General features: G+C 62.9%; 20 protein-coding genes. 8 read left to right on the top strand and 12 right to left on the bottom strand.

Annotated elements, in window-relative coordinates:
• From EN949_RS01920 to EN949_RS01900, 5 genes are all read left to right on the top strand, one after another.
• Window positions 1–1,502: GMC family oxidoreductase (locus EN949_RS01920; RefSeq protein WP_164782468.1), on the top strand; the 1,502-nt coding region annotated here is incomplete at its 5' end.
• Window positions 1,499–2,257: a 3-ketoacyl-ACP reductase gene (locus tag EN949_RS01915; protein WP_127370808.1), complete on the top strand. Its 759-nt coding sequence runs from the start codon at window positions 1,499–1,501 to the stop codon at window positions 2,255–2,257. The genes EN949_RS01920 and EN949_RS01915, both read left to right, overlap by 4 nt.
• Before the next feature lie 12 nt (window positions 2,258–2,269).
• Window positions 2,270–3,898 carry a choline dehydrogenase gene (locus EN949_RS01910; protein ID WP_064995664.1) on the top strand — a complete coding sequence of 543 codons (1,629 nt, stop codon included), beginning with the start codon at window positions 2,270–2,272 and terminating at the stop codon, window positions 3,896–3,898.
• 17 nt (window positions 3,899–3,915) lie between these two features.
• Window positions 3,916–4,224, top strand: a complete 309-nt coding sequence (locus tag EN949_RS01905; RefSeq protein WP_013529693.1) for a Dabb family protein — start codon at window positions 3,916–3,918, stop codon at window positions 4,222–4,224.
• A gap of 163 nt (window positions 4,225–4,387) precedes the next feature.
• Window positions 4,388–5,605, top strand: a complete 1,218-nt coding sequence (locus tag EN949_RS01900) for an MFS transporter (RefSeq protein ID WP_164754851.1) — start codon at window positions 4,388–4,390, stop codon at window positions 5,603–5,605.
• An 8-nt stretch (window positions 5,606–5,613) separates the two neighbouring features.
• Here EN949_RS01900 and EN949_RS01895 read toward each other — a convergent pair whose 3' ends face one another.
• The 12 genes from EN949_RS01895 to EN949_RS01840 all read right to left on the bottom strand — a co-directional run bounded on the left by EN949_RS01895 (window position 5,614) and on the right by EN949_RS01840 (window position 20,121).
• Entirely contained in the window at window positions 5,614–6,459 is an 846-nt protein-coding gene (locus EN949_RS01895; protein WP_013529691.1) for an EamA family transporter, read from the bottom strand.
• The gene (locus EN949_RS01890; RefSeq protein ID WP_063173059.1) at window positions 6,456–7,358 is read right to left on the bottom strand and encodes an endonuclease/exonuclease/phosphatase family protein; all 903 of its coding nucleotides are present in this window, start codon (window positions 7,356–7,358) and stop codon (window positions 6,456–6,458) included. The genes EN949_RS01895 and EN949_RS01890 overlap by 4 nt, the downstream gene beginning before the upstream one ends.
• Before the next feature lie 166 nt (window positions 7,359–7,524).
• Window positions 7,525–9,075, bottom strand: coding sequence for a sodium:proton antiporter (locus tag EN949_RS01885; RefSeq protein WP_027161381.1), 1,551 nt, complete (start codon window positions 9,073–9,075; stop codon window positions 7,525–7,527).
• Window positions 9,076–9,337: 262 nt separating this feature from the next.
• Window positions 9,338–10,402 carry an ABC transporter ATP-binding protein gene (locus EN949_RS01880; RefSeq protein ID WP_013529688.1) on the bottom strand — a complete coding sequence of 355 codons (1,065 nt, stop codon included), beginning with the start codon at window positions 10,400–10,402 and terminating at the stop codon, window positions 9,338–9,340.
• Between the two features lie 16 nt (window positions 10,403–10,418).
• Complete coding sequence (locus EN949_RS01875) at window positions 10,419–11,210, bottom strand: ABC transporter permease (RefSeq protein WP_013529687.1); 792 nt, start codon at window positions 11,208–11,210, stop codon at window positions 10,419–10,421.
• A complete protein-coding gene (locus EN949_RS01870) occupies window positions 11,207–12,001 on the bottom strand; it encodes an ABC transporter permease subunit (RefSeq protein WP_224621361.1) in 795 nt (264 codons plus the stop codon). Before EN949_RS01870 ends, EN949_RS01875 begins: the two co-directional genes overlap by 4 nt.
• A gap of 187 nt (window positions 12,002–12,188) precedes the next feature.
• Window positions 12,189–13,295 (bottom strand): ABC transporter substrate-binding protein, encoded by a 1,107-nt coding sequence (locus EN949_RS01865; protein WP_013529685.1) that lies wholly within the window; start codon window positions 13,293–13,295, stop codon window positions 12,189–12,191.
• Window positions 13,296–13,537: 242 nt separating this feature from the next.
• Window positions 13,538–14,710: an iron-containing alcohol dehydrogenase gene (locus EN949_RS01860; protein ID WP_063168961.1), complete on the bottom strand. Its 1,173-nt coding sequence runs from the start codon at window positions 14,708–14,710 to the stop codon at window positions 13,538–13,540.
• A gap of 17 nt (window positions 14,711–14,727) precedes the next feature.
• A complete protein-coding gene (locus EN949_RS01855; protein WP_063168962.1) occupies window positions 14,728–16,116 on the bottom strand; it encodes an aldehyde dehydrogenase family protein in 1,389 nt (462 codons plus the stop codon).
• 127 nt (window positions 16,117–16,243) lie between these two features.
• Window positions 16,244–17,614, bottom strand: a complete 1,371-nt coding sequence (locus EN949_RS01850; RefSeq protein WP_024502759.1) for a glutamine synthetase family protein — start codon at window positions 17,612–17,614, stop codon at window positions 16,244–16,246.
• An 87-nt stretch (window positions 17,615–17,701) separates the two neighbouring features.
• Window positions 17,702–19,258 (bottom strand): amino acid permease, encoded by a 1,557-nt coding sequence (locus tag EN949_RS01845; protein ID WP_013529681.1) that lies wholly within the window; start codon window positions 19,256–19,258, stop codon window positions 17,702–17,704.
• A 44-nt stretch (window positions 19,259–19,302) separates the two neighbouring features.
• Complete coding sequence (locus tag EN949_RS01840; protein WP_127366004.1) at window positions 19,303–20,121, bottom strand: N-formylglutamate amidohydrolase; 819 nt, start codon at window positions 20,119–20,121, stop codon at window positions 19,303–19,305.
• 144 nt (window positions 20,122–20,265) lie between these two features.
• On the opposite strand from EN949_RS01840, the gene EN949_RS01835 reads away from it, so the two are divergent.
• The 3 genes from EN949_RS01835 (at window position 20,266) to EN949_RS01825 (ending at window position 25,575) form a co-directional block, all read left to right on the top strand.
• Complete coding sequence (locus tag EN949_RS01835; protein ID WP_127371620.1) at window positions 20,266–21,093, top strand: MurR/RpiR family transcriptional regulator; 828 nt, start codon at window positions 20,266–20,268, stop codon at window positions 21,091–21,093.
• Window positions 21,094–21,286: 193 nt separating this feature from the next.
• Window positions 21,287–22,447 (top strand): efflux RND transporter periplasmic adaptor subunit, encoded by a 1,161-nt coding sequence (locus EN949_RS01830; RefSeq protein WP_063170332.1) that lies wholly within the window; start codon window positions 21,287–21,289, stop codon window positions 22,445–22,447.
• The gene (locus tag EN949_RS01825) at window positions 22,444–25,575 is read left to right on the top strand and encodes an efflux RND transporter permease subunit (protein WP_127370809.1); all 3,132 of its coding nucleotides are present in this window, start codon (window positions 22,444–22,446) and stop codon (window positions 25,573–25,575) included. Before EN949_RS01830 ends, EN949_RS01825 begins: the two co-directional genes overlap by 4 nt.
• The last annotated feature ends 21 nt before the right edge of the window (window positions 25,576–25,596 follow it).

Genomic DNA, 25,596 nt, shown 5'->3' with positions numbered 1-25,596 from the left:
TGAGAAATCCGGACATCGTCATCATCGGCTCCGGCATCGGCGGCGCCACGATCGCTTCCGGCCTTGCCGGCAGCGGCGCCTCGATCTTGATGCTCGAGCGCGGCGAGCCGTTGCCGGCGACGCCGCACGCGCGCGACACGCGCTCGATCTTCGTCGACGGCCATTATAGGCCGAAGGAGATGTGGCGTGAGGCCGGCGGCGCCGCCTTCAACCCCGGCAATTATTATTATGTCGGCGGCAATTCGAAGTTCTATGGCGCGGTGCTGATCCGCTACCGCAAGGAAGATTTCGCCGCCATGGAGCACTTTGGCGGGGTCTCGCCGGCATGGCCGTTCTCCTATGAGGAATTCGAGCCCTGGTATTCGAAAGCCGAACAGCTGTTTCGCGTGCGCGGTGCACTGGGCGAGGATCCGACCGAGCCGTTCCATTCGATCCCCTACGCCTACAAGCCGGTGCCCGACGAGGCGCCGATCGCCCGCGCCCGCGCCGAGCTGAAAAACCTCGGCCTGCATCCGGCCTCGCTGCCGCTCGGCGTCGACATCGACACCTGGCTGAAAGAGGGCAAGACCGGCTGGGACGCGTTTCCCAACACAGGCCAGGGCAAGGTCGACGCGCAGACAGGACCGCTGACGGCGGCCCTGAAGGACACCAACATCCGGCTCGAGACCGGCTGTTATGTCGAGTACCTGGAGGCATCGACCGACGGCAAAACCATTGCTGCCATCCACTATCGGCAGAATGGTGAGCTGAAAAAGGTGGCGCCGAAACTGGTCATCCTCTCCGCTGGCGCGGTCAATTCCGCCGTCATCCTGCTGCGCTCGCCTTCGGCCGATGGCAATGGTCTTGCCAACCGATCAGACCAGGTCGGGCGCAATTTCATGAACCACAATTCCAGCGCCATGCTGGCGATCGATCCGCGCCGCCGCAACGATGCCGTCTACCAGAAGACGCTGATGCTCAACGACTACTATCTGTCCGACGGCAAGAGCGGTAAGCCGCTGGGGAACGTCCAACTGCTCGGCAAGATCGACGGCAACATGCTGCGGGCCAATGTCAAGTACACGCCGGGATTCGCGCTCGACTTCATGGCCGGCCACGCCGTCGACTGGTACCTTATGTGCGAAGACCTGCCCGACCCGGAAAGCCGCATCATGGTCGACGGCAAGGACATCATCATGCAGTGGCGGCGCTCCAACATGCAGTCGCTCGACGGGCTGAACAAGGTAATGCGCGAAAACTTCCGCGCCTGCGGCTATCCCATCGTGCTGTCGCGCCCCTTCGACAAGCGCACGCCGTCGCATCAATGCGGCACGATCAAGATGGGCGACGATCCGGCGACGGCGGCGCTCGACCCCTACTGCCGCTCCTTCGACCACCGGAACCTGTTCGTCGTCGACGCCGGTTTCCTGCCGAACTCGGCGGCGGTCAACCCAGCGCTGTCGATTGCAGCCCAAGCGCTGCGCGTTGCTGACCACATCCGCAAGACGGACCTCGCCGCATGACCCGCCCCACCGCCATCGTCACCGGCGGCGCGCGCGGCATCGGCCTCGCCTGCGCCCAGGCACTGGCGGATGCCGGCTTCGATATTCTGGTCGCCGACCTTGCCGAAACAGCCGCCGACGGACTTGCCCCCGACATCACCAAGCGTGGCGCAAAATTCGCCTATGTCAGGTGCGACATCGCGGACCTCGACACCCATACAGCACTTGTCGATGCCGCGATGCGCGCCTTCGGCCGCATCGACTGCCTGGTCAACAATGCCGGCGTCGGCGCCGTGGTGCGCGGTGACCTCTTGGACCTCAAGCCGGAGAATTTCGACCGCACGCTGGGAATCAACCTGCGCGGCACCGTCTTCCTCAGCCAGGCGGTGGCCAAGGCGATGCTGGCTGCGCCAGGCGATCAGAGATCGATCATCACCATCACCTCGGTCAGTGCTGAAATGGCGTCGCCGGAACGGCCGGACTACTGCATCTCGAAGGCCGGGCTTTCGATGTGGATGAAGAACCTGGCGTTGCGGCTTGCGCCTGAAAACATCGCCGTCTTCGAAGTCCGGCCCGGCATCATCCGCACCGACATGACCTCAGGCGTGACCGCCAAATATGACGCCCTTATCGACGGCGGCCTGGTTCCGGCCAAACGCTGGGGCGAAGCATCGGACATCGGCGCGGTGGTGGCGACGCTCGCCGGCGGCAAGCTGGGCTTTTCGACCGGCTCGATCATCAATGTCGACGGCGCGCTCTCGGTGCCACGGCTATGAATGGATCAGGAAATGACTGACTATATCATCGTGGGCGCCGGTCCTGCCGGCTGCGTTATGGCCAACCGGCTGAGCGAAGATCCCAGCAATTCGGTCCTGCTGCTGGAAGCCGGCGGCAAGGACTGGCACCCCTACATCCACATGCCGGCGGGCTTCGCCAAGATGACCAAAGGCATTGCTTCCTGGGGTTGGTCGACCGTGCCGCAAAAGCACATGAAGGACCGCGTCTTCTGGTACACGCAGGCCAAGGTCGTCGGCGGCGGCTCGTCCATCAACGCCCAGATCTACACGCGCGGCAATGCCCGCGACTACGACGCCTGGGAGAAGGAAGAAGGCCTCGCCGGCTGGGGCTATCGCGACGTGCTGCCCTATTTCAAGCGCGCCGAAAACAACCAGCGCTACGCCAACGACTTTCATGGCGACCAGGGCCCGCTCGGCGTGTCCAACCCGATTTCGCCGCTGCCTATCTGCGAGGCCTATTTCCGTGCCGGCCAGGAGATGGGCATCCCCTTCAACCCGGACTTCAACGGCGCTGCCCAGGAAGGCGTCGGCTACTACCAGCTGACCCAGAAGGATGCCCGGCGCTCGTCCGCTTCAGTCGCCTATTTGAAGCCGATCCGCGCCCGCAAGAATCTGACCGTCCGAACCGATGTGCTGGTGACGCGCATCGTCGTCGAGAACGGTCGCGCTATCGGCGTCGAGGTGGTCGACAGGCCGGGCGGCGAGAAGAAAATCCTGCGCGCCGAGCGCGAGGTGATCGTCTCGTCCGGCGCCATCGGCTCGCCGAAGCTCCTGATGCAGTCGGGGATCGGCCCCGCAGACCATCTGAAGTCGGTCGGCGTCACGCCGGTGCATGACCTGCCCGGCGTCGGCTCCAACATGCAGGACCATCTCGATTTGTTCGTCATCGCCGAATGCACCGGCGATCACACCTATGACAACTACGCCAAGCTGCACCGCACGGCCTGGGCCGGTCTGCAATATCTGCTGCTGAAGAAAGGCCCGGTGGCCTCCAGCCTGTTCGAGACCGGCGGCTTCTGGTACGCCGACCCGACCGCCGCCTCGCCCGACATTCAGTTCCATCTCGGCTTGGGATCCGGCATCGAGGCCGGCGTCGAGAAGCTGAACAATCCAGGTGTCACCCTGAACTCGGCCTTCCTGCGGCCGCGCTCACGCGGCACGGTGCGGCTGAAGAGTGCCGACCCGTCCGACCACCCGCTGATCGATCCGAACTACTGGTCCGATCCCTATGACCGCGCCATGTCGATCAAGGGGCTGCGACTGGCGCGCCAGATCATGCGACAGAAGGCGCTTGCCCCTTACGTGCTGCGCGAAGTGCTGCCCGGGCCGTCGCTCGCCAGCGACGACGAGCTGTTCGACTATGCCTGCCGCACCTCCAAAACCGACCATCACCCGGTTGGCACCTGCCGCATGGGCCATGACGACATGGCCGTGGTGACACCGGATCTGCGGTTGCGCGGCATCGAGGGCCTGCGCGTTTGCGACGCCTCGGTGATGCCGCGCGTGCCTTCATCCAACACCAATGCGCCGACAATAATGGTCGGTGAAAAAGGAGCCGATCTGGTCCTCGGCCGCGAGCCGCTGCCGCCGGCGGTGTTTTCCGGAAACCGGGCTGCTTAGCCGCTGAGGAGCAAGACATGATCAGGCACTGTGTTTTCGCTAGATTTCGCAATGATGTCGCCGCTACCGAGCGCACGGCGGTCCATGCCGATCTCGAGGCGCTGCGACAGCTGATCGACGGCATGGACGCCGTAAAATTCAGCGCCAATGTCAGCCCGGAGCCGTTCGCACGCGGCTTCACCCATGGCTTCACCATCGACTTCCGCGATGCTGCCGCGCGCGATGCCTATCTTGTGCATGAAGCGCACCAGCGCGCCGGCGCACGCCTGGTCGCTGCCCTGGAAGGCGGCACGGACGGGCTGATGGTGTTTGATCTCGAAATCTAGACTCACCGTCAAGCCACGATCGAGTTCATCGACAGATGGCACCGGTCGCTCCTCATCGCACCTCAGGGGCGTTCGATCAAATGAGCCGCGCGAAAAAGTGACCACCGGTCTTCCCTGAACTGGCTGATAATTCCTCACATCGATGATGGTGGAGGAGGAAGATTTGCCCCTTAATTCGCAGCAGAAGAAGACCGTCCTCGCCTCGTTCCTGGGCTGGACGCTCGATGCTTTCGATTTCTTCCTTCTGACATTCCTGCTCACCGATATCGCGACCGAATTCCACGCCGACGTGCCCGCGGTCTCCAAGGCGCTGTTCCTGACCTTGGCCACACGCTTCATCGGCGCGTTCTTCTTCGGCATGCTTGCCGACAAATACGGGCGCAAGCCGATCCTCATGCTCAACATCGTGAGCTATTCGGTGATCGGCGCGCTGGCCGCCTTCTCGCCCAATCTCGGCATCTTCCTCGCCCTGCGCGCGCTGTTCGGCATCGCCATGGGCGGCGAATGGGGGCTTGGCAGTTCGCTGGCCATGGAATCCATTCCGCCGAGCGCACGCGGCATGGTCTCCGGCATCCTGCAATGCGGCTATCCGGCCGGCTATCTGCTGGCGGCGGTGGTCTATGGCCTGCTCTATCAGCAGACGATCGGCGGCTACACGATCGGCTGGCGCGCCATGTTCCTGCTCAGCTTCGTGCCGGCGCTGATTGTGCTCTTCATCCGCTCGCATGTGCCGGAATCGCCGGCCTTCGTCGAAGCGCAGAAGACGGCTCGACCGGGCATGTGGGAAACCCTGCAGAAACACTGGGGTGTCGCGCTCTATGCCGTCGTGCTGATGATGTTCTTCAATTTCTTCAGTCATGGCACGCAGGACCTCTACCCGACCTTCCTGAAGAAGCAGCACGGCTTCGATCCGCATACGGTGAGCTGGATCACCATCATCGCCAATATCGGCGCCATCGTCGGCGGCCTGGCGTTCGGCGCGCTGTCCGAAAAGATCGGCCGCGTCAACGCCATCACGCTGGCCTGCCTGATCGCCTTGCCGTCGATCCCGCTATGGGCCTACTCGACCACGCCGTTCATGCTCGCCATCGGCGCCTTCGTCATGCAGGTCGCGGTCCAGGGCGCCTGGGGCGTCATCCCCGTGCACCTCAACGAGCTTTCGCCCGGGGCGGTGCGGGCGACCTTGCCCGGCTTTATCTATCAGGCGGGCAATCTCGCCGCGTCCTATGGCGGCCCCTATCAGGCAGGAATCGCGGAAAGCGCCGGAGGCAGCTATGGCTATGCCCTGGCGCTGTTCGCAGGCGTGGTCGCCATCTGCATCATCGTCGTCATACGTTTCAGTCCGGAACGACGTGGCCAGCTGATGACCGTGCTCAACTAGGGTCGAAATCAGCCGAGCCTGAGCGCAACGACACCGGCGACGATGCTGAGCGCGGCGGCACCGCGCCAGCCGGTCATTTTTTCGCCGAGAGCGAAGACCGAGATCATCATGGCAAACAGGATCGAGGTTTCGCGCAGCGAGGCCACGGAGGCGATCGGCGCCTTGGTCATCGCCCACATGACGATCCAGTAGGCGGCGCCGCTGAGCACGCCCGTGAACAGCCCTGCCTTCCAGTCGCGCGCCAACACCGGCAGCGCCTTCGGCCCGCGGAAGATGAGGCACAGCACCAAGGCGCCAAAAGCATCGCAGATGAACAGCCAGGCTGCATAGCTCTGCGCGGTTGCCGCCAGCCGTGCGCCGCTGCCGTCGGACAGCGTGTAACTGGCAATGAAGATGGAAGTGCCCAGTGCGAAGCCAACCGCGCGCAGATTGAGTTTTTCCAGATGTGCGCCGCCACGAAACGACATCACCAGCGTGCCGGCCGACAACAGGAAGATGCCGAGCATGGCGAACGGGCCGGGAATCTCGGCAACGACGAACATGCCGCCAAAGGCCGAGAGCAGAGGTGCGGTGCCCCGCGCCAGCGGATAGGTCTGGGCGAAATCGCCGGCCTTGTAGGCGCCGATCAGGAAGGTGCGGTAGCCCATGTGGAAAATGACGGAGGCGATGATGTAAGGCCACACCTCCGCCTTCGGCACTTCGACGAAGGGCAGCACCACGAGTGCCGCCGCGCCCATGCCGAGCGTCATCAGCGTGATCGACAGGAAGCGGTCGAGATGAACCTTGACCAGCGCATTCCAGATCGCGTGCATGGCGGCGGCGGCAAGCACTGCGAAAAAAACGAAAAGCGTCATGTGGCAATGCCGGGCGTTTCCAGGTCGATGTCGACCCGCAACGGAAAATGATCCGACGCAACCTCGCCGATATCGGCACCGATCGAACGCACCCGCCCGGCGAACATGCCGCCGACGAAGCAATGGTCGAGCCGGCGCTTTGCCAATCTGCCGTCGATGGTCTTCACATGGGTGTGGAAGTCCGGAACCGGCTCCCCGGCAACGGCGGCGGCATCGACGAAACCGCTGAGATAGGCGGCACCCCGATGGTAGGGCGTGCTGCCGACGATGTGGCGATATTCGGCGCTGCCCGGCTCCATGTTGAAATCGCCCATCCAGATCGCCGCCAGCGGGTTTTCCGGCTCCGCTTCGCCGCTGGTCCAGTTGCGCGTGGGCTCGTCGTCGACGCCGCTCCACGGCCCGCCGTCGGACGGTGCCCGGCGATGCTCGGCCAGGAGATAGTCGATCTGCTCCAGCCGCTCCTCGACCGCGATATGGGCGAGATGCAGCGACAACACCCGCACCGGCCCTGCCGGCGTGCGGATCATGCATTCAAGTGCTGCATTGCGGGTGTTGAGCGGCCGCTGCGTGCGGCGCATCGGCAGCGCATGCAGCCGCGACCAGACGATCGGCAGTTTCGACAGCACCATGGTGCCGAACTGGCGGCGCCGGTTGACCAGACGGCCGTCATGCCGCTCGCTGGCGTCCATGTCGAAGGCCGGGCCATAGACCCAGTGATAGTCGGGCAGCAGGCTGGAAAGCAGTTCCGGCTGATCGTCGAAATTGCTGCGCTGCCAGTGACGCTCGACTTCCTGCAGTGCAATGACGTCGGCGCCGGCAACGATGCGCGCGGCGCGCGAAAGATCGTAGCGCCCGTCGCTGCCGAACCCGTACTGGATGTTGTAGCTGACCAGCTTCATTGCTTATCCGGCTCAATTTCGTGTTGGCAGTAGCGGTTCGATGCCACGGTTGCAATGTGCAGGAGAATGGACGTGGCTTGGACCAGCCTTGCCCCTGACCGGGATCATGCACCGATCCCGAAGCACTTCGGTATTTTCCGTGCGCCGGAAAACGGCGTGCGATGCCTCAAGTATTCAGCGGCTGGAACCGGCCGGGTGGCGACGCGGCCAGTTCGGTCCAGTCGATCTCTTCCTCAAGGCGATGATAGGCTTCGTCGCCAATCGTCCCGTTGCGGCGCAATTCCTCCAGCGCGTCGCGCTGGCTCTTGATCGCATAAAGACGCAAGCGGTCATATTCGGTCGCCGCCTGGGCATCGTCGGGGTTTTTGGCGATCTTGCGTTGAGCGGCATATTGCTCGCGCACCGCGGCCGCAGCGTCCGATGTCTTGCCGCTCAATATGTCGAGCGCCGCCTGCATGACCACAACGCGCGCCTGCGCAACCTCGCGGTCGACCGTTTCGTCAGGATTGAGATTCAAAAGGCGCAGCAGCGGCTTCAGGCTCATGCCTTGCAGCACCAGCGTGCCGAGGACGACCGTGAAGGCAGCGAGCACGATCGGGTCGCGGGCCGGGAATTCAGCCGGCAGGGCGAATGCCGCCGCAAGCGTCACCAAACCGCGCATCCCGCACCAGCCGATCAGCACGCCGCCACGAAACGACGGAGCGTCACGCTGACGATCAGCCACGCCGAAACGGTCAAACCACCTGATAATCGCGCCGCACCCCAGAACCCAGACGAAGCGTGAGACGATAACGATGGCGAGCACTGTCCCGGCCAGGACGAACGCATCGGTCTGCCCCTGCCCGGCAAGCCGGCCGACGATCGTACGCGCCTGCAGGCCCATCAGCACGAAAGCCAGAACATTGAGCACAAAGACCGCCGTTTCCCAGACGGAATAAGAGCTGATGCGGTTTCTGGCCGGCATGCGGCGCGGCGCGGTGCGGGCGATCGTCATGGCATAGACGACTATGGTGATGATGGCCGACAGTCCGATCCTGTCGGCCAGGATCCAGACCCCGAACGTGCCGGCAAATTGCACCACAGTGCCGCTCGCCGGGTCCTCGATCCGGCCCAGCGTCATCAGAGACAACCGGCCAAGCAGATAGCCGGCCGCAAGACTGCCGAGCGTGGACAGCAGGATCATCGGAACGGCGCTGCTCAGCAGAATGGAGCCTGCTGCCGCAGAAATCGCCATTCGGTAAATCAGCAGCGCGGTGGCGTCGTTAAGCAGGCTCTCGCCTTGCAGAATGGCAGTGATGCGATGCGGCACCTTGAACTGGCCAAGCACGGCCGATGCCGCAACCGCATCGGGCGGCGCCACGATGGCGCCAAGCGCTATGGCCGCGGCAATCGGCAGACCTGCCATCGCCCAGCCGGCCAGCGCCACCGTCGCTGTCGTGAAAAGGACGGCACCAAGCGCCAGCAGTACAAGCGGCACCTTGTAGCGGTTGAGATCGCGCAGTGACGTGTCATAGGCGGCGTCGAGCAGCACCGGCGCGATGAACAGGGCAAGCGCCAGTTCCGGGTCGATCTCGATGGTCGGCACGCCAGGCACGAAGGCGATGGCCACCCCTGCCAGCGCCAGCAAAGAGGGATAAGGAACCTGCACGCGCCGCGACAGCGCCGTCAGCGCAACGGCGATCAACAGCAGAACGAGTGTCAGTTCGAAAAGAACCATGGCCTCTTATAGCCGGGAAGCGAGATTCTGGCAGCGGCAAAGCGGCTGGAAATTGTTGATTGCCCGGCAAGCTCGAGCCGGCAGAAAATACCTCGAATTGCTTCCTGACAAATCGCCGTCCACACCGACATTGAAATCATCTGATATGGGGCTCGCTTAAACGCGGACTTCCCTGCACTGCAGCCCATGCCACGCGGGCGGAAGCATCCTTCCCCCTTCGCTAACCGGGATACAGCCATTCATTCCAAACAAGCGCAGCAGCCTAGTGCAGCACGAGCATATCGCTCGAAGAAAACGAGATCTCGGCCTTCTCACCAACTGCGGGGGGCGGCGTTGCCGGGCTGTTGAACGTGTCGAGCGAGACCGTGTTGCCGCCGATGCCGACACGAACCCGGATGACCGATCCGAGGAAATGCACTTCGGAGATTTCTCCGGATAGGCTGGAGTCACGGCCAGGCTGGCGGCCCAGCGAAATAGCTTCCGGACGCAGCGCCAGGGACAGCGTGTCGCCCGACTTGGAACCGTTGAGCTTGCCCTTGAGCGAGACCTGTTCGGAATTGACCCGCACCGTGCCCGCGGCGGCATCGGTGACGGTGCCTTCCAGCACATTCAGCGTGCCGACGAAATTGGCGACGAACTTGGTTGCCGGCCGGTTGTAGATCTCGAATGGCGTGCCGACCTGCTCGGCCTTGCCGCCATACATGACGGCGATGCGGTCCGAGATCGACAGCGCTTCTTCCTGGTCGTGCGTGACGAAGATGGTGGTGATGCCGAGCTTCTTCTGGATCGACCGGATTTCCTCGCGCAGCGACACGCGCACCTTGGCGTCTAGCGCCGACAGCGGCTCGTCGAGCAGCAGCAGCTTTGGCTTCGGCGCGATGGCGCGGGCTAGCGCGATGCGCTGCTGCTGGCCGCCCGAGAGCTGGTAGGGATAGCGATCCGCCATCTGCGGCAGCTTGATGATGCCGAGCATCTCGGCGACGCGGGCATCGATGTCCGCCCTCGGCATGCCGGCGACCTTCAAGCCGAAGCCGATATTCTGCGCCACGGTCAGGTTCGGGAACAGCGCATAGGCCTGGAACACCATGCCGACATTGCGCTGGTTGGGCTTCAGTCTCGTAATGTCCTTGCCGCTGACGACGATCGTGCCCGCGCTCGGCTCCTCGAAACCGGCAACCATGCGCAACACCGTCGTCTTGCCGCAGCCGGATGGCCCGAGGAAGGAGACGAATTCGCCGCGCTCTACGTCGAGATTGAAGTCCTCCACCACCGTGGTGGCGCCGAAAGATTTTCGAACGTGCTGGATGGAGAGGAATGGGTCGGCCATGGCGTGGTTCTCTCGATCAATTTGGGCGGTTCGCCGATTTCGGCGCGAAGCGGGACAGGATCTGGATCAGCGACATGCAGCCCCAGGTGATGGCGAAGGCGATCACTGCAAGGGCTGCGGGCTCGTATGCACGGTTGGCGCCGATGTTCTGCAGATACGGGCCGAAAGCCGGACGGCTGAGCAGGCTGGCCATTGTAAACTCGCCAATGACGATGGCGAAAGTCAGGAATGCGCCGGACAGCACCGCGATCAGCACATTGGGCAGGATGACGCGGGTGATGATGGTGCCCCAGCCCGCACCCAGAATTTGCGCGGCTTCGGTCAGCGTACGCACATCGATGGTGCGCAGACCGGTGTCAACGGCCCGATACATGTAAGGCAGAGACAGCGTCGTATAGCCAATGACAAGCAACGCGTTCGCACCCCAATTGCTTGCCAAGAATGGCAGCGGCGAGTTCGAGCCGTACATCCTGATATAGCCGAAGACGATGACGATTGCCGGAATGACCAGCGGCAAAAGGGTGATGAATTCGACGATTGGCCTGAGCTGAGGCAGACGCAGCCGGATCCAGTATGCCGCCGGCACCACGATCAGCACCCCCAGGATAATGGTGCAGAGGGCAGCGATGACTGAAAAAAGGAAAGTTGACTGGAAGCGCGCGTCTCCCAGCACGACTTGATAGGCGTCGAAGGAGTGGACGCCGCGCCGCATGCGCAGCGAGAACTCGACCGTCGCCATCAACGGAATAAAGAAATAGGCAGCCCCGACAACAAAGACGACCCAGGCCCAGAACTTACCTGACTTCATTTGAGCCACCTTTCGGACCGAGTCCGAAACCAGATGTAGAAGACATTCGCAAGCCCGGTGATGACGATCATGCCAAAGGCTATGGCATAAGCGAGTTGCGGGTTGTGCAGCACGTCGCCGTTCATCTGCGAGTAGAGCTTGATCGGAACGATATTAAGCGTCGGACCGGCAAACGCATAAGCGGTGGCGATGGCGCCGAAGGCGTTCGCAAACAACAGGATGACCGTACCGAGAAAACTCGGCCATATCACAGGGATGACAACCATGCGCCAGTACTGCGCCTGCGTGGCACCGAGCGTGGCCGCAGCCTCGCCCCACTCCTTCTTCAAGCCATCGATGGCTGGCACGATGATGACCACCATCAGGGGAATCTGAAAGAACAGATAGACCGCGATCAGGCCCGTTGTGGTGAGAAAATTGAAGCCCATCGCGTAAATGTTGATGTTGAGCACGTCACGCAGAAGCGTCGTGACGATACCGACACGGCCGAGCGTAGCCAGGAACGCGAAGGCGAGCGGCAAGCCGGCAAAATTCGAGGCGACGCCCGAAAACGTCAGGGTCGCGGAGCGCGTCCAGCTTGGCAGTCCGCCGCGCACGATCGCGATCGCGATGGCGAGCCCGGCAAACGCCCCGATGATGGCCGACCAGAAACTGATCTTGATCGAAGACCAGTAGGAATTGCTGATCGACGGATCGCTGACCAGCTGCAGAATATTGTCGAGCGTGAACCCGCCTTCACCGTTCCGGAAGGCTCCCACGACGAGATAGAGCGTGGGCAGGATCAAGAACATTAGGGCAAAGATGAAGAACGGCGCCACGCCGATCCATTGCGTCGGCAAGCGGAAGGCGGTCGCCTCCTTCGGCGGCACCGGCTTGGTGGCGAATGCCTGATTTGAAAGCGAGAGATCGGTCATGCGCCGGCTACCGTCTTCGAGGAAGGACCGGGCGGCCTCGCGGCCGCCCGGTGGATTTCAAGTCTTACTTGACGTTGGCGCCGACAGTGGCGTCCCAGTTCTTGCTGATAGCTTCCTTGGCCTTAGCCTGCTCGTCGAGCGACGGGAACGCGGCCGAGGCATAGGATTCCGCCGGCGGCAGCTTGGCCAGCACGTCCGCCGGGATCTTGCCGTTCTTGGCGAGATCGTTGAAGCGGATCGGGTGGCAATAGCCCTTCAGCCAGCCGATCTGGCCTTCGTCGGAGTAGAGGTATTCCATCCACAGCTTGGCTGCATTCGGATGCGGCGCGTAGGCGCTGATCGCCTGCACGTAGACGCCGGCGACGACGCCGGTCTTCGGCACGATGACGTCGACGGGCGGGTTGCCCTTCAGCGTGTCGCGGCCGGCGAGCGCGTTGTAGTCCCAGTTGATCAGGATCGGGGTCTGACCCTGGGCAAGCGTTGCCGGCTTGCCCACGACCGGAACGAAATTGCCGGCGGCGTTGAGCTTCTTGAAGAAGTCTAGGCCAGCAGTGCCGGCAGCTTCACCGGCTGCGGCGCCACCGGAAAGGCCGGCGGCGTAGACAGCCTGGATGGCCTGGTTTGAAACGCGCGGATCGCCGGCAAGAGCGACCGCGTTGGCGAATTCCGGCTTCAAGAGGTCGGCCCAGTCGGTGGGCGATTCCTTGATCAGGTCCTTGTTCACCATGAACGACAGAACGCCGTAATAGTCGCCGTACCAGAAGCCGTCGGCATCCTTGGCGCTGTCGGGGATCGAGTCCCAGGTCGACACCTTGTAAGGCTGGATCAGGCCATCGGCCTTGGCGGTCGGGCCGAAGGACAGGCCGACGTCGATGACGTCGGGCGCCTGCGGGCCCTTGTTGTCCTTGTTGGCCTTGATCGCCTCGACCTCGTCGCCGGAGCCGGCGTCGGGGTTGAGTTCGTTGACGGTGATTTCCGGATACTTCGCCTTGAAACCTGCGATGACATCGCCATAGCCGCACCAGTCATGCGGCAGCGCGATGGTGGTGAGCTGGCCTTCCGCCTTGGCAGCCTTGACGAGATCGTCCAGCGAATCCGCGGACGAAATCACCGTCGACGCGAAAAGCGCCGCGGCCGAAAGGGAAAGCACTTTCCCCGTGAACTTGAACATGTGTTCTCTCCGTTGAACTGACGCCGTTGGACGCCTGCGATGCGGTATCGTTTTCATGTGACAGCCAGATGAAAGCTTTGTGAAAGCGGCTGCTCGCAGTGCGAAAAAGTAAACTCTTTTTAACCTGATGTAGCAATCGCTCCGCGATTCTTTTTCCGGCTAACTAGTTTGTGCCTTGCCCGTCATCCTCCCCCTTGTTTTCATAGCCCCTTTTCAGATCACTTTGCGGCGCGGAAAACGCCTCAGACCGTGCCGGCAATGGCGTTTTCGAGCAAGGTCAGCGCCGCCTTCTTGGTCAGCTTGACCGGGTTACCGCCGGCGGTCGGATCGACCACCGCCATGTCGGCGATCAGCGCCTTGCGCTTCTTGTCCATGTCGAGCCCCTTGATAAGGCCCGGCAGCGCATGCGGCACCTTCAATTCCTTGCGCAGCTTGATAATCGCCTTGGCGAACCCGTCGAAGCCGCCCTTGATGCCGCAATAGGCGGCGAGCCGGCCGATACGCTCCTCGATGGAGTCACGGTTGAAGGCGAGCACATAGGGCATGAACACCGCATTGGTCATGCCGTGATGGGTGTCATAGAGCGCACCGACCGGATGCGACAGCGAATGGATGGCGCCGAGCCCCTTCTGGAAGGCAGTGGCGCCCATGGCGGCGGCGCTCATCATGTGGGCGCGCGCGACGAGATCCCTGCCGTTGGCATAGGCCTTCGGCAGGTTCTCGAAGACCAGCCTCACACCTTCGACGGCGATGCCGTCGGCCATCGGATGATAGCCCGGCGCGCAATAGGCCTCGAGACAGTGGGCGAGCGCATCCATGCCGGTGCCGGCGGTGATGAAGCCGGGCATGCCGACCGACAGCTCCGGATCGGCAATAACGATTGCTGGCAAAAGTTTCGGATGGAAGATGACCTTCTTGGTGTGCGTCGCCTCATTGGTGATAACGCCGGCGCGGCCAACTTCCGATCCGGTCCCGGCGGTGGTCGGCACGGCGATGATCGGCGCGATGGCGTCCGAATTGGCGCGCGTCCACCAGTCGTCGACATCCTCGAAATCCCATACCGGCCTGACCTGCCCGACCTGGAAGGCGATCAGCTTGCCGAGATCGAGCGCCGAACCGCCGCCGAAGGCGATGACGCCGTCATGTTTGCCCTTCTTGAACACGGCGATGCCGGCGGTCAGATTGGACTCGACCGGGTTAGGCCTGACCTCGGAGAAGACGCCGTAAGGAACCTTGGCGTCGTCGAGTATCTTCAGCGTCGAGGCGACGACCGGCAGTTTCGCCAGTCCAGGGTCGGTGACGAACAACGGCCGCTTGATGCCGGTGGCCGCCAGCACCTCAGGCAATTCCTTGATGCGGCCGGCGCCGAAGCGGACGGTGGTGGGGTAGTTCCATTTGGAGATCAGCTTGGACATTTTTGTCTTTCAATAAATCAGATGGCTTCGCGCAGATGGAATGATTTCGGCCGGGTCAGATTGTCGTAGCCGATGGCCGACAAGCCCGCACCCTTGCCGGTGTCCTTGACGCCGGTCCAGACCAAGGCCGGGTCGAGGTAGTCGCAGCGGTTCATGAACACCGTGCCGGTCTCGACGCGGTTGCCGATCGCCACGGCATGCTCGGTATCGCGCGTCCAGATCGAAGCGGTCAGCCCGTAGGGACTGTCGTTCATCAGCGCGATCGCCTCTTCGTCGTTGCGCACCTTCATGATGCCGACGATCGGGCCAAAGCTTTCCTCGCGCATGACGCTCATCTGATGATCGACTTCTGTCAGCACCTCAGGTGCCAGATAAGGCGAACCAGCCTTGTCGTTAGCCACCTTCATGTTGATGTGCGCCTTGGCACCCTTGCGCAGCGCTTCCGCCTTCTGTTCACGGATCAGGTCAGCAAAGCGCGCCTGCGCCATCGGTCCCATCGTCGTCGCCTGATCGAGCGGATTGCCGACGACATAGTTCTTTGTCTCGGCGATGAAGCCTTCGACGAATTCGTCATAGACCTTCTCGTGCACATAAACGCGTTCGATGCCGCAGCAGCACTGGCCGGAATTGTAGAAGGCGCCGTCGACCAGATTGGCGACCGCATGGTCCATCTTGGCGTCGGGCAGCACATAGGCCGGATCCTTGCCGCCAAGCTCGAGGCCGAGCGTCATGAAGGTGCCCGCCGCCGCCTTTTCGATGGCGCGGCCGCCGCCGACCGAACCGGTGAAATTGACGTGGTCGATCTTGCCCGAGCCGAGCAGCCTTTCGGTCTGGGCGTGGTTCAGCACGACATTCTGGAACACGCCCTTGGGCAGGCCGATCTTGTCGAAAGCCTGCTGAAAGCGCTCGCCGACCAGCAGCGTCTGCGCCGCATGCTTCAGGATCACGGTGTTGCCGGCCATCAGCGCCGGCACGATGGTGTTGACGGCGGTCAGATAGGGATAATTCCACGGCGCGATCACCATGACGACGCCGAGCGGGTCTTTCTTCACATAGCGGCGGAAACCGTCCTTGGGGTTGGAGGCCGGCACCGATTTGAGCGCCTGCTCGGCGATCTCGACCATGTAGTTGGTGCGTTCCCTGACGCCGCCGAATTCGCCGCCATAGCGCACGGGCCGCCCCATCTGCCAGGCGATTTCCGGCACGATCTCGTCGGTCATCGCGACCAGCGCTTCCAGCATAGCCAACATGTACTTGCCGCGCTCGACGATAGGTGTCTCAGCCCACTTCTCTTGCGCCGCCTTGGCGCGTTCCACTGCGGCGTTGATCGCCTGGTCTGTAGCAATCGGCCGCTCGGCATAGATCGAGCCATCGACGGGGGTAATGAGTTTGACCGTCTCGGTCATTTTGTAAGTCCTCGTATTCTACAACAAAATCGTGTGGCCTGGCGCTGCCCCTCATCTGCCTGCCGACAGCCTCTCCCCACGGGGAAAGGCTAAGAGTGAAGGGGTGGCGCCGACGAACCGCCGATACCTAATACCGCTCGAAACCTCTGTGCAGTTCCCAATCCGTAATCCGGCGGTCGTATTCGAACTGCTCCCACTTTGCGGTGTGGACATAGTGTTCGAGCACATCCTCGCCGAGCGCCTGCTTGAGCATCTTCGACTTCGCCAGCGTGTCGGTGGCATCGCGCAGCGTCTTCGGAATCTCCGGCAGGCGAGATGCCTGATAGGCATCGCCGACGAACGGCTTCTGCAATTCCAGCTTTTCGTCGATGCCGGCAAGGCCGGCGGCGATCAGGGCTGCGAAAGCAAGATACGGGTTGAGGTCGGCGCCACCGATGCGGCATTCCATGCGGATGCCCTTGGTGCCCTCGCCGCACAGGCGGAAGCCTGCGGTGCGGTTGTCTTCGCTCCACATGATCTTGGTCGGCGCGAAGGTGCCGGCCTGGAAGCGCTTGTAGGAGTTGATATAGGGCGCCAGGAACCAGGTGAATTCCTTGGCGTATTTGAGCTGGCCGGCGGCCCATTGCTGGCCGAGTGTCGACAGCGTCCAGTCGGCCTTTTTGTCGAAGAACAGCGGTGTCTTGCCGTCGGCGCTCCACAGCGAATTGTGGATGTGGCTGGAATTGCCGGCGAGCCCGTAATTATACTTGGACATGAACGAAATCGCCTTGCCCTCGGACTCGGCGATTTCCTTGGCGCCGTTCTTCAGGATGACGTGGCGGTCGGCCATGTCGAGCGCCTCGGCATAGCGCACATTGATCTCTTCCTGGCCAGGACCCCACTCGCCCTTGGAATTCTCGATCGGAATGCCGGCCGCTTCCATTTCGTTGCGAAGCCGGCGCATGACGCCTTCTTCCTTGGTGGTGATGCCGATCTGGTAGTCGCCGATATAGGGCGATGCGGTGTCGAGACTTTGCCAGTGCTTCTTGCGGGCCGAATCGTAGGTCTCGTTGAACAGATAGAATTCGAGCTCGGATGCGAAATAGCCGATATAGCCGCGCTCGCTCAGCCGCTTGACCTGCTTCTTCAAGATGGCGCGCGGCGAATGCGGCAGGTCGTCATGCGTGTGGTGGTCGAGCACGTCGCAGATCACGAGCGCGGTCTTTTCCAGCCAGGGAATGCGCCGCAGCGTGGCGAGATCCGGCTTCATGACGAAATCGCCATAGCCCTTCGACCAGCTCGCCGCCTTGTAGCCCGGCACCGGCTCCATATCGATGTCTGCGGCCAGCAGATAATTGCATCCATGCGTTTCGTCATGCGCGGAATCGACGAAGTACTGCGCCAGGAAGCGTTTTCCCGCCAGCCGTCCCTGCATGTCGACGATGCAGGCCAGCACGGTGTCGATCTCGCCGCTGGAGACCGCTTTCTTCAACTGATCGAACGAGAAATTTCCGGCCATTCCTTTGGCACTCCAGCGCTTGGGCTTTGAATGAGTTGAACGAAACCATGGCCGGCACGATGCCGGCCATGGCCATGATGGTCGAGGTCAGTGGCCGGTTTCGCCGACTGCCTGTTCGGCCGCCTTGATGGCCGCCTGACGCGCCGCAATGATGTCGCCGAGCGGCGGCCCCTGGAAGCGGCGCTTCTCGAAGCCGAACCAGACGACTGCCGTCAGGATGAAGAAGCCGACGGTGATGTAGAGCGCCCAATCGTTCGGCGGCTGGATGCCGATGATGAAGATCAGGATCATTGAGACGATCGACAGGAAGGCGAACAGCATGAACACGCCGCGCCCCATGTTCCAGGGACCCATCTTGTCCCACTTCGGCGTGCCCCAGGCGAGCATGCCGAGCACGATCGGCACGGTGAAGGAGAGGAACAGGAAGATGACGGTGCAGGAAACCACGATGGTGTAGGCCGAAGTGCCTGCGACCGAAACCAGCGTCGAACCCCAGACGAACAGCACCGACAGGATCGAAGCCGTCCAGATCGCCGCCACCGGCGTGCGGTAGGTCGGGCTGACCTTGGCGAGTGCCGCCGAACCCGGCAGGCCGCCGTCACGCGAGAAGGCGAAGATCATGCGCGAGGCAGACGTCACCGTGGCAAGGCCGCACAGCAGCTGCGCGACGAACACGACGAGGTAGACGAACTCCTTGATGCCGGGGCTTACGCGCTGGTCGAAGGCCCAGAAGAACACGTTCCAGCCCTGCTTGGCGGCATCGTCCATGTTCGGGATCATCAGCACGAAGGCGGCCAGGAACAGATAGCCGAAAACGGCCGACCAGATCACCGACATGACCATGGCGCGCGGCACGGAAGAAGCCGCCTTGATGGTTTCCTCCGAGGTGTGCGCGGAAGCGTCATAACCGGTGATCGTGTAGATCGGCAGCAACAGGCCGAGCGCGAACACCCAGGCATTCGAGACGGATGGCCACACGCCGGCGCCTGCGTCCCCGGAATAGTTCTTGAAGGTGAAGAGACGGCTGAAATCCCAGGTCTCAGCGGAAGCCAGGCAGACGATGGCGATCAGGATCGAGCCGAAGAAGATGAGATAGCCCGAGAAATCGGTCAGCTTCGCCGTCAGCTTGATGCCGAGATGGTTGATCAGCGCCTGCGCGCCGGTGATGATGATCAGAAAGATCATCTGGTTTGTCAGCGTGCCTTCGATTCCGAGCGTCGGGCCGAAAGCGCCGATGAAAAACGTCCAGGTGCCGACATTGATGGCGCCGAGCACGGTGATCAGGCCGAGCAGATTGAGCCATGCGGTGACCCAGCCGGTGCCGCGGTTGCCGAGGATCGAACCCCAGTGATAGAGGCCGCCGGCCGTCGGATAGGCCGAGCTGATCTGCGACATGGCGACCGCAAAGGTCAGCGAAACGAAGCAGCCGACCAGCCAGCCGATGCCGATGCCGATACCGCCGGCGCCGGAGGTGGCCTGGGCCAGCGAATTGATGCCGCCCGACAGGATGCAGATGATGGAGAAGGAAACGGCGAAGTTCGAAAAGCGACTGAGGCGCCGCTCCAATTCCTGGGCATAGCCCATGCTGTGGAGGTGCTTTACGTCCTCCGCCTTGTCAACTTCAGTATAACCCGGTGCTGCCATTTTAGTGTCCCCTGTTGGTTTTCGGGTCGGGATGAGATCCCGCCCTAGCTAGCCGATTGAACTGACTTTCCGACTGAATGCGATCTGGTGTGTCCGGCCTCCTCTGGCTCCAGATCCGAAAAAATGCCCGTGAGCAGATCCGCCCATTTCCGCTGCCCGGTCTCGCCGGCGATTTCGTCATTGCGGATTTCGATCATCGCGCAGGGCAGTCCGCGCGGGCGCGCATGCCGTTCCAGCGTGAAATAGACTCGGTCATCAGGTGAATACGGCTCGTTGACCCCGACGGTGACACCGGAAAGCCGCTTCAGCGCCGATATCAGCGGCGCCGCCAGCCGGCGATCCTCGTCATGGATGATGCCGATATGCCAGGGCCGGTTGCGGCCCTTGTATACCGGCGTGAAGGAATGGACCGAAACCAGCCGCGTTTCCTGACCGTGTGACAGCCTGTGGCTGATGATATCCGCAATCGTATCGTGGAAAGGGCGCCACGAAAGCGCGACACGCGCGGCACGCTCACTTTCCGACAGGCCGGCATTGCCCGGTATGGCCGTTGTCTCACTGACCGGCGGCACCAGGTCGGGCGCGTCAAGCGGCCGGTTGCAGTCGATGACAAGGCGCGAAATGCGGGTTTCGACCAGCGTCGCGTCGAGCGCCTGCGCCATGCGGCGGGCAACCGGCAGCGCGCCGGGATCCCAGGCGATGTGGCGCGACAGGTCCTCGACAGCAAGGCCGAGCGTGCCGAATTCGGCGGGCAGGAAGTTCGAGGCGTGATCGCAGGTCAGCACGAAAGGGCTTGATCCGCCGGGGTTCGTCACCCTTACGGTATCAGACGATGCAAGGCTGGCGGGCCGTGCTTTCTCCATACTCTGCCGTCCCCGGGGAGCGCTGTATCGTATGTTACGTATTTTGCCTCATTGCGCCCCTGTGGATGATTTCATACAGTTTGTCCGGCTTTGTCAAATGCGATTTCGGAAAAGACCATCGACCGAGCCAAGGGTGGGGAAAAGATGATTTCCAACATTGCCGAACTGATCGCCGACCGCATCGGCACGATGCCGGCCAGCGAACGGCGCGCGGCCCAGACACTGATTGCCTTCTACCCGATGATCGGCTTGAAAACGGGCGCTGAATTCTCGGCCGCAGCCGGCGTTTCCTCGCCGACAATCCTGCGTTTCGTCGCCCGGTTGGGCTTTCAGAACTATCCGGAGTTCCAGTCGAGCCTGCAGGACGAACTGGCGGCGCAACTGCAATCGCCGGCGACAAGGACGCTCAATCCGCCCTCGCCCGGCGGCGGGACCGTGTCGCCGATGCTGGAAGCGACGCTCGACAATATGCGCGAGACATTCAGGCACCTGTCCGACAAGCAGCTTGCCGACATCGCCGCCCGGCTAGCGGACCGGCGCGGCAAGACCTTCCTGATCGGCGGCCGCTTCACCGATCCGCTGGCGCGCTACATGGCCGCCCACCTCGCCATCGTCCAGCCGGATGTCTTTCACCTCGCCGGGCAGGAAAGCATGTGGCGTGACCGGCTGATCGACATGGGCAAGCGCGACGTACTGGTCATCTTCGACATCAGGCGCTACCAGGACAGCCTCCTCCGCTTCGCCGAGAAGGCGCATCAGCGTGGCGTGCAGATCGTGCTGTTCACCGACCAGTGGCTGTCGCCGATCGCCCGCCTTGCTCGCCATGTCATCGCCGGACGAACCGCAGTGCCGTCGGCATGGGATTCATCGGCGGCCCTTTTCGTCGTCGCCGAAACGCTGATCGGCGCCGTCACCAGGCAACTGGAAGCAGAAGGCGCCAAACGCATTCGCGAGATGGAAAGTCTGCGTTAGTGCATGTGCGATGATCCGAAGCGTTACGCATATTTTCTCAAACGTTACATATATTTAATGTGCGCAGCCCCCGGAGAATTGTCATAAAGACGCGATATCGAGGCGGCTTCTTTGCCTTACAATAGCCTCGCTGCGTCTGCTTCATTTCGGGAAACCGGTAGACGGAAGGATTGTTTTACCAACCGGAGTGCTGATGGCCGCCTGGAAACAGATACTTTTTGCACTCGTGGTGCTGGTGGTGGCGGCAGCCGCCTGGCTGCGCTTTTATCCCGGCGCACCGGACGTGCTGGCACGTTGGGGCATCGACTGGGCTTACGCGGCAACGCCCCCGGCTGAAACCGGTGCCGCCAACGCGAGGCAGGCAAACGGCCGCAACGGCAACCAGCGGGTAAACGTGGTCGCCTTGGCGGCCACTTCGGCTGTTATCAACGACCGCCTGCAGGCGATCGGCACCGGCCGTGCCAACGCCTCGGTGACCGTCAATCCTTACAGCTCCGGCCGCCTCGCCGAACTGCTGGTCGAATCCGGCAGCCATGTCGAAAAGGGACAGATCCTCGCCACCCTCGATTCCGAGACCGAAGTGATCTCTCAGGACCGTGCCAAGCTCGCCTTGCAGGATGCTCAGTCCAAGCTCGACCGCGTCAAGTCGCTGCGTGCCTCCAATGCCGCGACCCCGGTAGCCGTGGCTGACGCCGAGGTGGTGCTGGCGGGCGCCAAGCTGGCGCTTCAGGACGCGGAACTTGCACTGCAGCGCCGGTCGATCCTGGCGCCGATCGCCGGCACCGTCGGCATCCTGCCGATCTCGGCCGGCAATTATGTCACCAACCAGTCGGCCATCGCCACGCTCGACGACCGGTCCTCGATCCTGGTCGATTTCCTGGTACCCGAGCGCTTCGCCGCCGCCGTCAAGGTCGGTGCGCAATTGACGGCGACGCCGATCGCCAATCCCAGCAACGCCTATAGCGGCACCGTTTCGGCCATCGACAACCACATCGATGAAAAGAGCCGCACCCTGCTGGTCAAGGCCAAGATCGCCAACCCGGCCGATTCGCTGCGCGCCGGCATGTCGTTCGGCATCACCATGAAATTTCCGGGGCAAACCTATCCGGCCGTCAGCCCGCTGGCGATCCTGTGGGGGTCGGACGGCGCCTATGTCTGGCAGATCGAGGATGGCAAGGCCAGGCGGGTCCCGGTGCGCATCATCCAGCGCAACACCGAGACCGTGCTGATCGACGCCGAGATCGACAATGGCGACATGGTGGTCACAGAAGGCACCCAGAGCGTCAGCGAGGGCGGCGCGGTTCGCCTTGCCGGCGAAGAGCAGCGCGCCGCGGACGCCGCCGCAGGCTCATGACCGGAACCATCAACACCGCCAGCGAGACCGGCTTCACCGCCCTGTTCATCCGCAGGCCGGTCATGGCCTTCGTGCTGAACACACTGATTGCGGTCGCCGGCCTGGCCGCTTTCTACGGCGTCGAGATCCGCGAACTGCCTGATGTCGATCGCGCGGTCGTCACTGTTTCCACCACCTTCGAGGGCGCGGCGGCCGAGACCGTCGACCGCGAACTGACCGACACGATCGAGGGCGCCGTCGCCCGCGTCTCAGGCGTCAAGTCGATCTCGTCGTCTTCCTCGTTCGGCTCGAGCCGCGTCACCATCGAGTTCAACGACGGCGTCGATCTGAATGTCGCCGCCTCGGACGTGCGTGATGCCGTCGGCCGCGTCGCCAATCAGATGCCCGACACCGCCGATCCGCCGCGCATCGTCAAGGCCGACGCCAATTCCGACGCGGTGATGCGACTGGCGGTGACCTCGGACAACATGTCGATCCAGGACATGACCGTGGTGGTCCAGGACCAGATCGAGGACGAGCTTGCCGCCGTGCCCGGCGTTGCCGACGTCCAGGTCTATGGCGACCGCGACAAGATCTTTCGCATCGATGTCGACCAGAACAAGCTGGCCAGCCTCGGCTTCACGGTTGCCGATCTCAGGGCCGCCCTTGCCTCGGTCGCTTTCGATTCCCCTGCCGGTTCGATCACCACGACCAACCAGGACCTGATCGTCCGCACGACTGCCGACGTGACCACGCCGGAAGAGTTCGAAAACATCATTGTCGGCGGCACGACGCGCATCCGCGACGTCGCCACCGTCACGCTCGGTCCCGACGTCGGCCAGACCGCGCTGCGCTCGGACGGCAAGACCGGCATCGGCATCGGCATCATCCGCCAGGCGGAATCGAACACGCTGGACATCTCGACCGGTGTCCAGGCCGCCGTCGCCAAGCTGCAGGAAAACCTGCCCAAGGGCATGTCGATCAAGATCACCAGCGACGACGCCGTCTTCGTCAAGGGCGCGGTGCACGAGGTCGAGATCGCACTCGGCCTGTCCGTGACCATGGTGCTGATCGTCATCTATGTGTTTCTCCTCGACTGGCGCGCGACGCTGATCCCCGGCCTGTCGATGCCGGTCGCCATGATCGGCACCATCGCTGCCATCTATCTGGCCGGCTTCTCGGTCAACATCCTGACCCTGCTCGCTCTGGTGCTGGCGACGGGACTGGTCGTCGACGACGCCATCGTCGTGCTCGAAAACATCGTGCGACGACGCAATGAGGGCATGGGGCCCCGCGCCGCCGCCGTGCTTGGCGCGCAGGAAGTGTTTTTCGCCGTCATTGCCACCACCTTGACGCTGGTCGCCGTCTTCGTGCCGATTTCGTTCCTGCCCGGCCAGACCGGCGGCCTGTTCCGCGAATTCGGCTTCGTGCTTGCCATGTCGGTGCTATTGTCCTGCGTTGTGGCGCTGACGCTGTGCCCGATGCTCGCCTCGCGCATGCTGACCAGCGCATCGCTCCACCACGAAGGGGGCCATGGCATCGGCGCCCGCATCGGCGGCGCGCTCAGTACGGCCTACAAGCGCGGCCTACACGCCTGCCTCGACGCGCCATGGATCGTGCTTCTGGTCGCGGTGCTGTTTGCCGGCACCGCCTTCACGCTGTTCGGCACCATCCGCCAGGAGCTGACGCCGACCGAGGACCGCGCCGCCGTCCTTCTGCGCATCAGCGCCCCGCAAGGCGTCAGCCTCGACTATACGACGCAGCAGATGCAGAAGATCGAGAGACTGATCCAGCCGATGCGCGATTCCGGCGAGATCCGCTCGACCTTCGAGAATGCCGGCCAGAACGGCTCCTACAATTCCGGCTTCATGGTGATGACGTTGGCGCCGTGGAACGAGCGCAGCCGCAGCCAGCAGGAGATCATGGCCGAGATCAGCCAGTTGACCAGGCAGGTGCCGAGCGTGCGCATCTTCCCGGTACAGCCCAACAGCCTCGGCATCCGTGGCGCCGGCAACGGCCTGCAGTTCGCGCTGGTCGGCAACGACCGCAAGGCGCTCGGCGACGCAGCCGTGAAGATCATCGCCGAGATGCAGAAGGACGCGCGCTTCCAGACACCGCGCCTGTCGATCGACCCGACGCAACCGCAGCTCGCCGTGGCCATCGACCGCGAGCGCGCCTCCGACCTCGGCATCGACATATCGGGACTGGCCAACACCTTGCAGGCCATGCTCGACGGCAACGATGTCGTCGACGTCTACATCGCCGACCGCAGCTACGGCGTGAAGCTGGTCTCGACCACCAATCCAATCAACGATCCGACCGATCTGGAAAACATCTTCCTGAAGACGGCAGACGGACGTTTCGTGCCGATGTCGACCATCGCCACGCTGACCGAACGTGCCGTGCCGCCATCGCTGTCGCGCGAACAGCAGCAGCCCTCGGTGGCCATCACCTCCAACCTCAGTGGCGACTTCGCACTTGGCGACGCGCTCACCCGCGCCGAGGAGATCGCCACGCCGCTGCTGCCTGCGGGCAGCCGCATCCTGCCTCTGGCCGAGGCGGCGACGCTGGGCGAAACCAACAGCGCCATGATCACCATTTTCGGCTTCGCGCTGGTCATCATCCTTTTGGTGCTGGCCGCCCAGTTCGAAAGTTTCGTCAGTGCCGTCATCATCATGGCGACGGTGCCGCTGGGACTGGCCTGCGCGATTTTCGCGCTTCTGCTCTCGGGCACCAGTCTCAACGCCTACAGCCAGATCGGCCTGGTGCTTTTGGTTGGCGTCATGGCCAAGAACGGCATCCTGATCGTCGAATTCGCCAACCAGCTGCGCGATCGCGGGCTTGGCGTGCGCGAAGCGATCGAGCAGGCCTCGATCATCCGCGTGCGGCCGGTGATGATGACGATGATCTGCACCGTGCTCGGCGGCTTGCCGCTGGTGCTGGCGAGCGGCGCCGGTGCCGAGGCGCGCGTCGCGCTCGGCTGGGTCATCGTCGGCGGCCTGGGGTTGGCCACCGTCTCGACGCTGTTCCTGACGCCGGTCGCCTATCTCTTGCTTGGCCGCTTCGTCACGCCGAAGACCCATGAGGAAGCGCGACTGAAGCGCGAGTTGGAGGAAGCCGCCTACACCAATGTGGAACCGGCGGAGTAAAGAAATCCAAGGAAAAGTGTG

The organism is Mesorhizobium sp. M7A.F.Ca.US.007.01.2.1 (genome assembly GCF_003998165.1).
GTDB lineage: Bacteria > Pseudomonadota > Alphaproteobacteria > Rhizobiales > Rhizobiaceae > Mesorhizobium > Mesorhizobium ciceri.
Note: the sequence above shows the minus strand (reverse complement) of the source record. Positions and strands in the feature narration are given on the sequence as shown.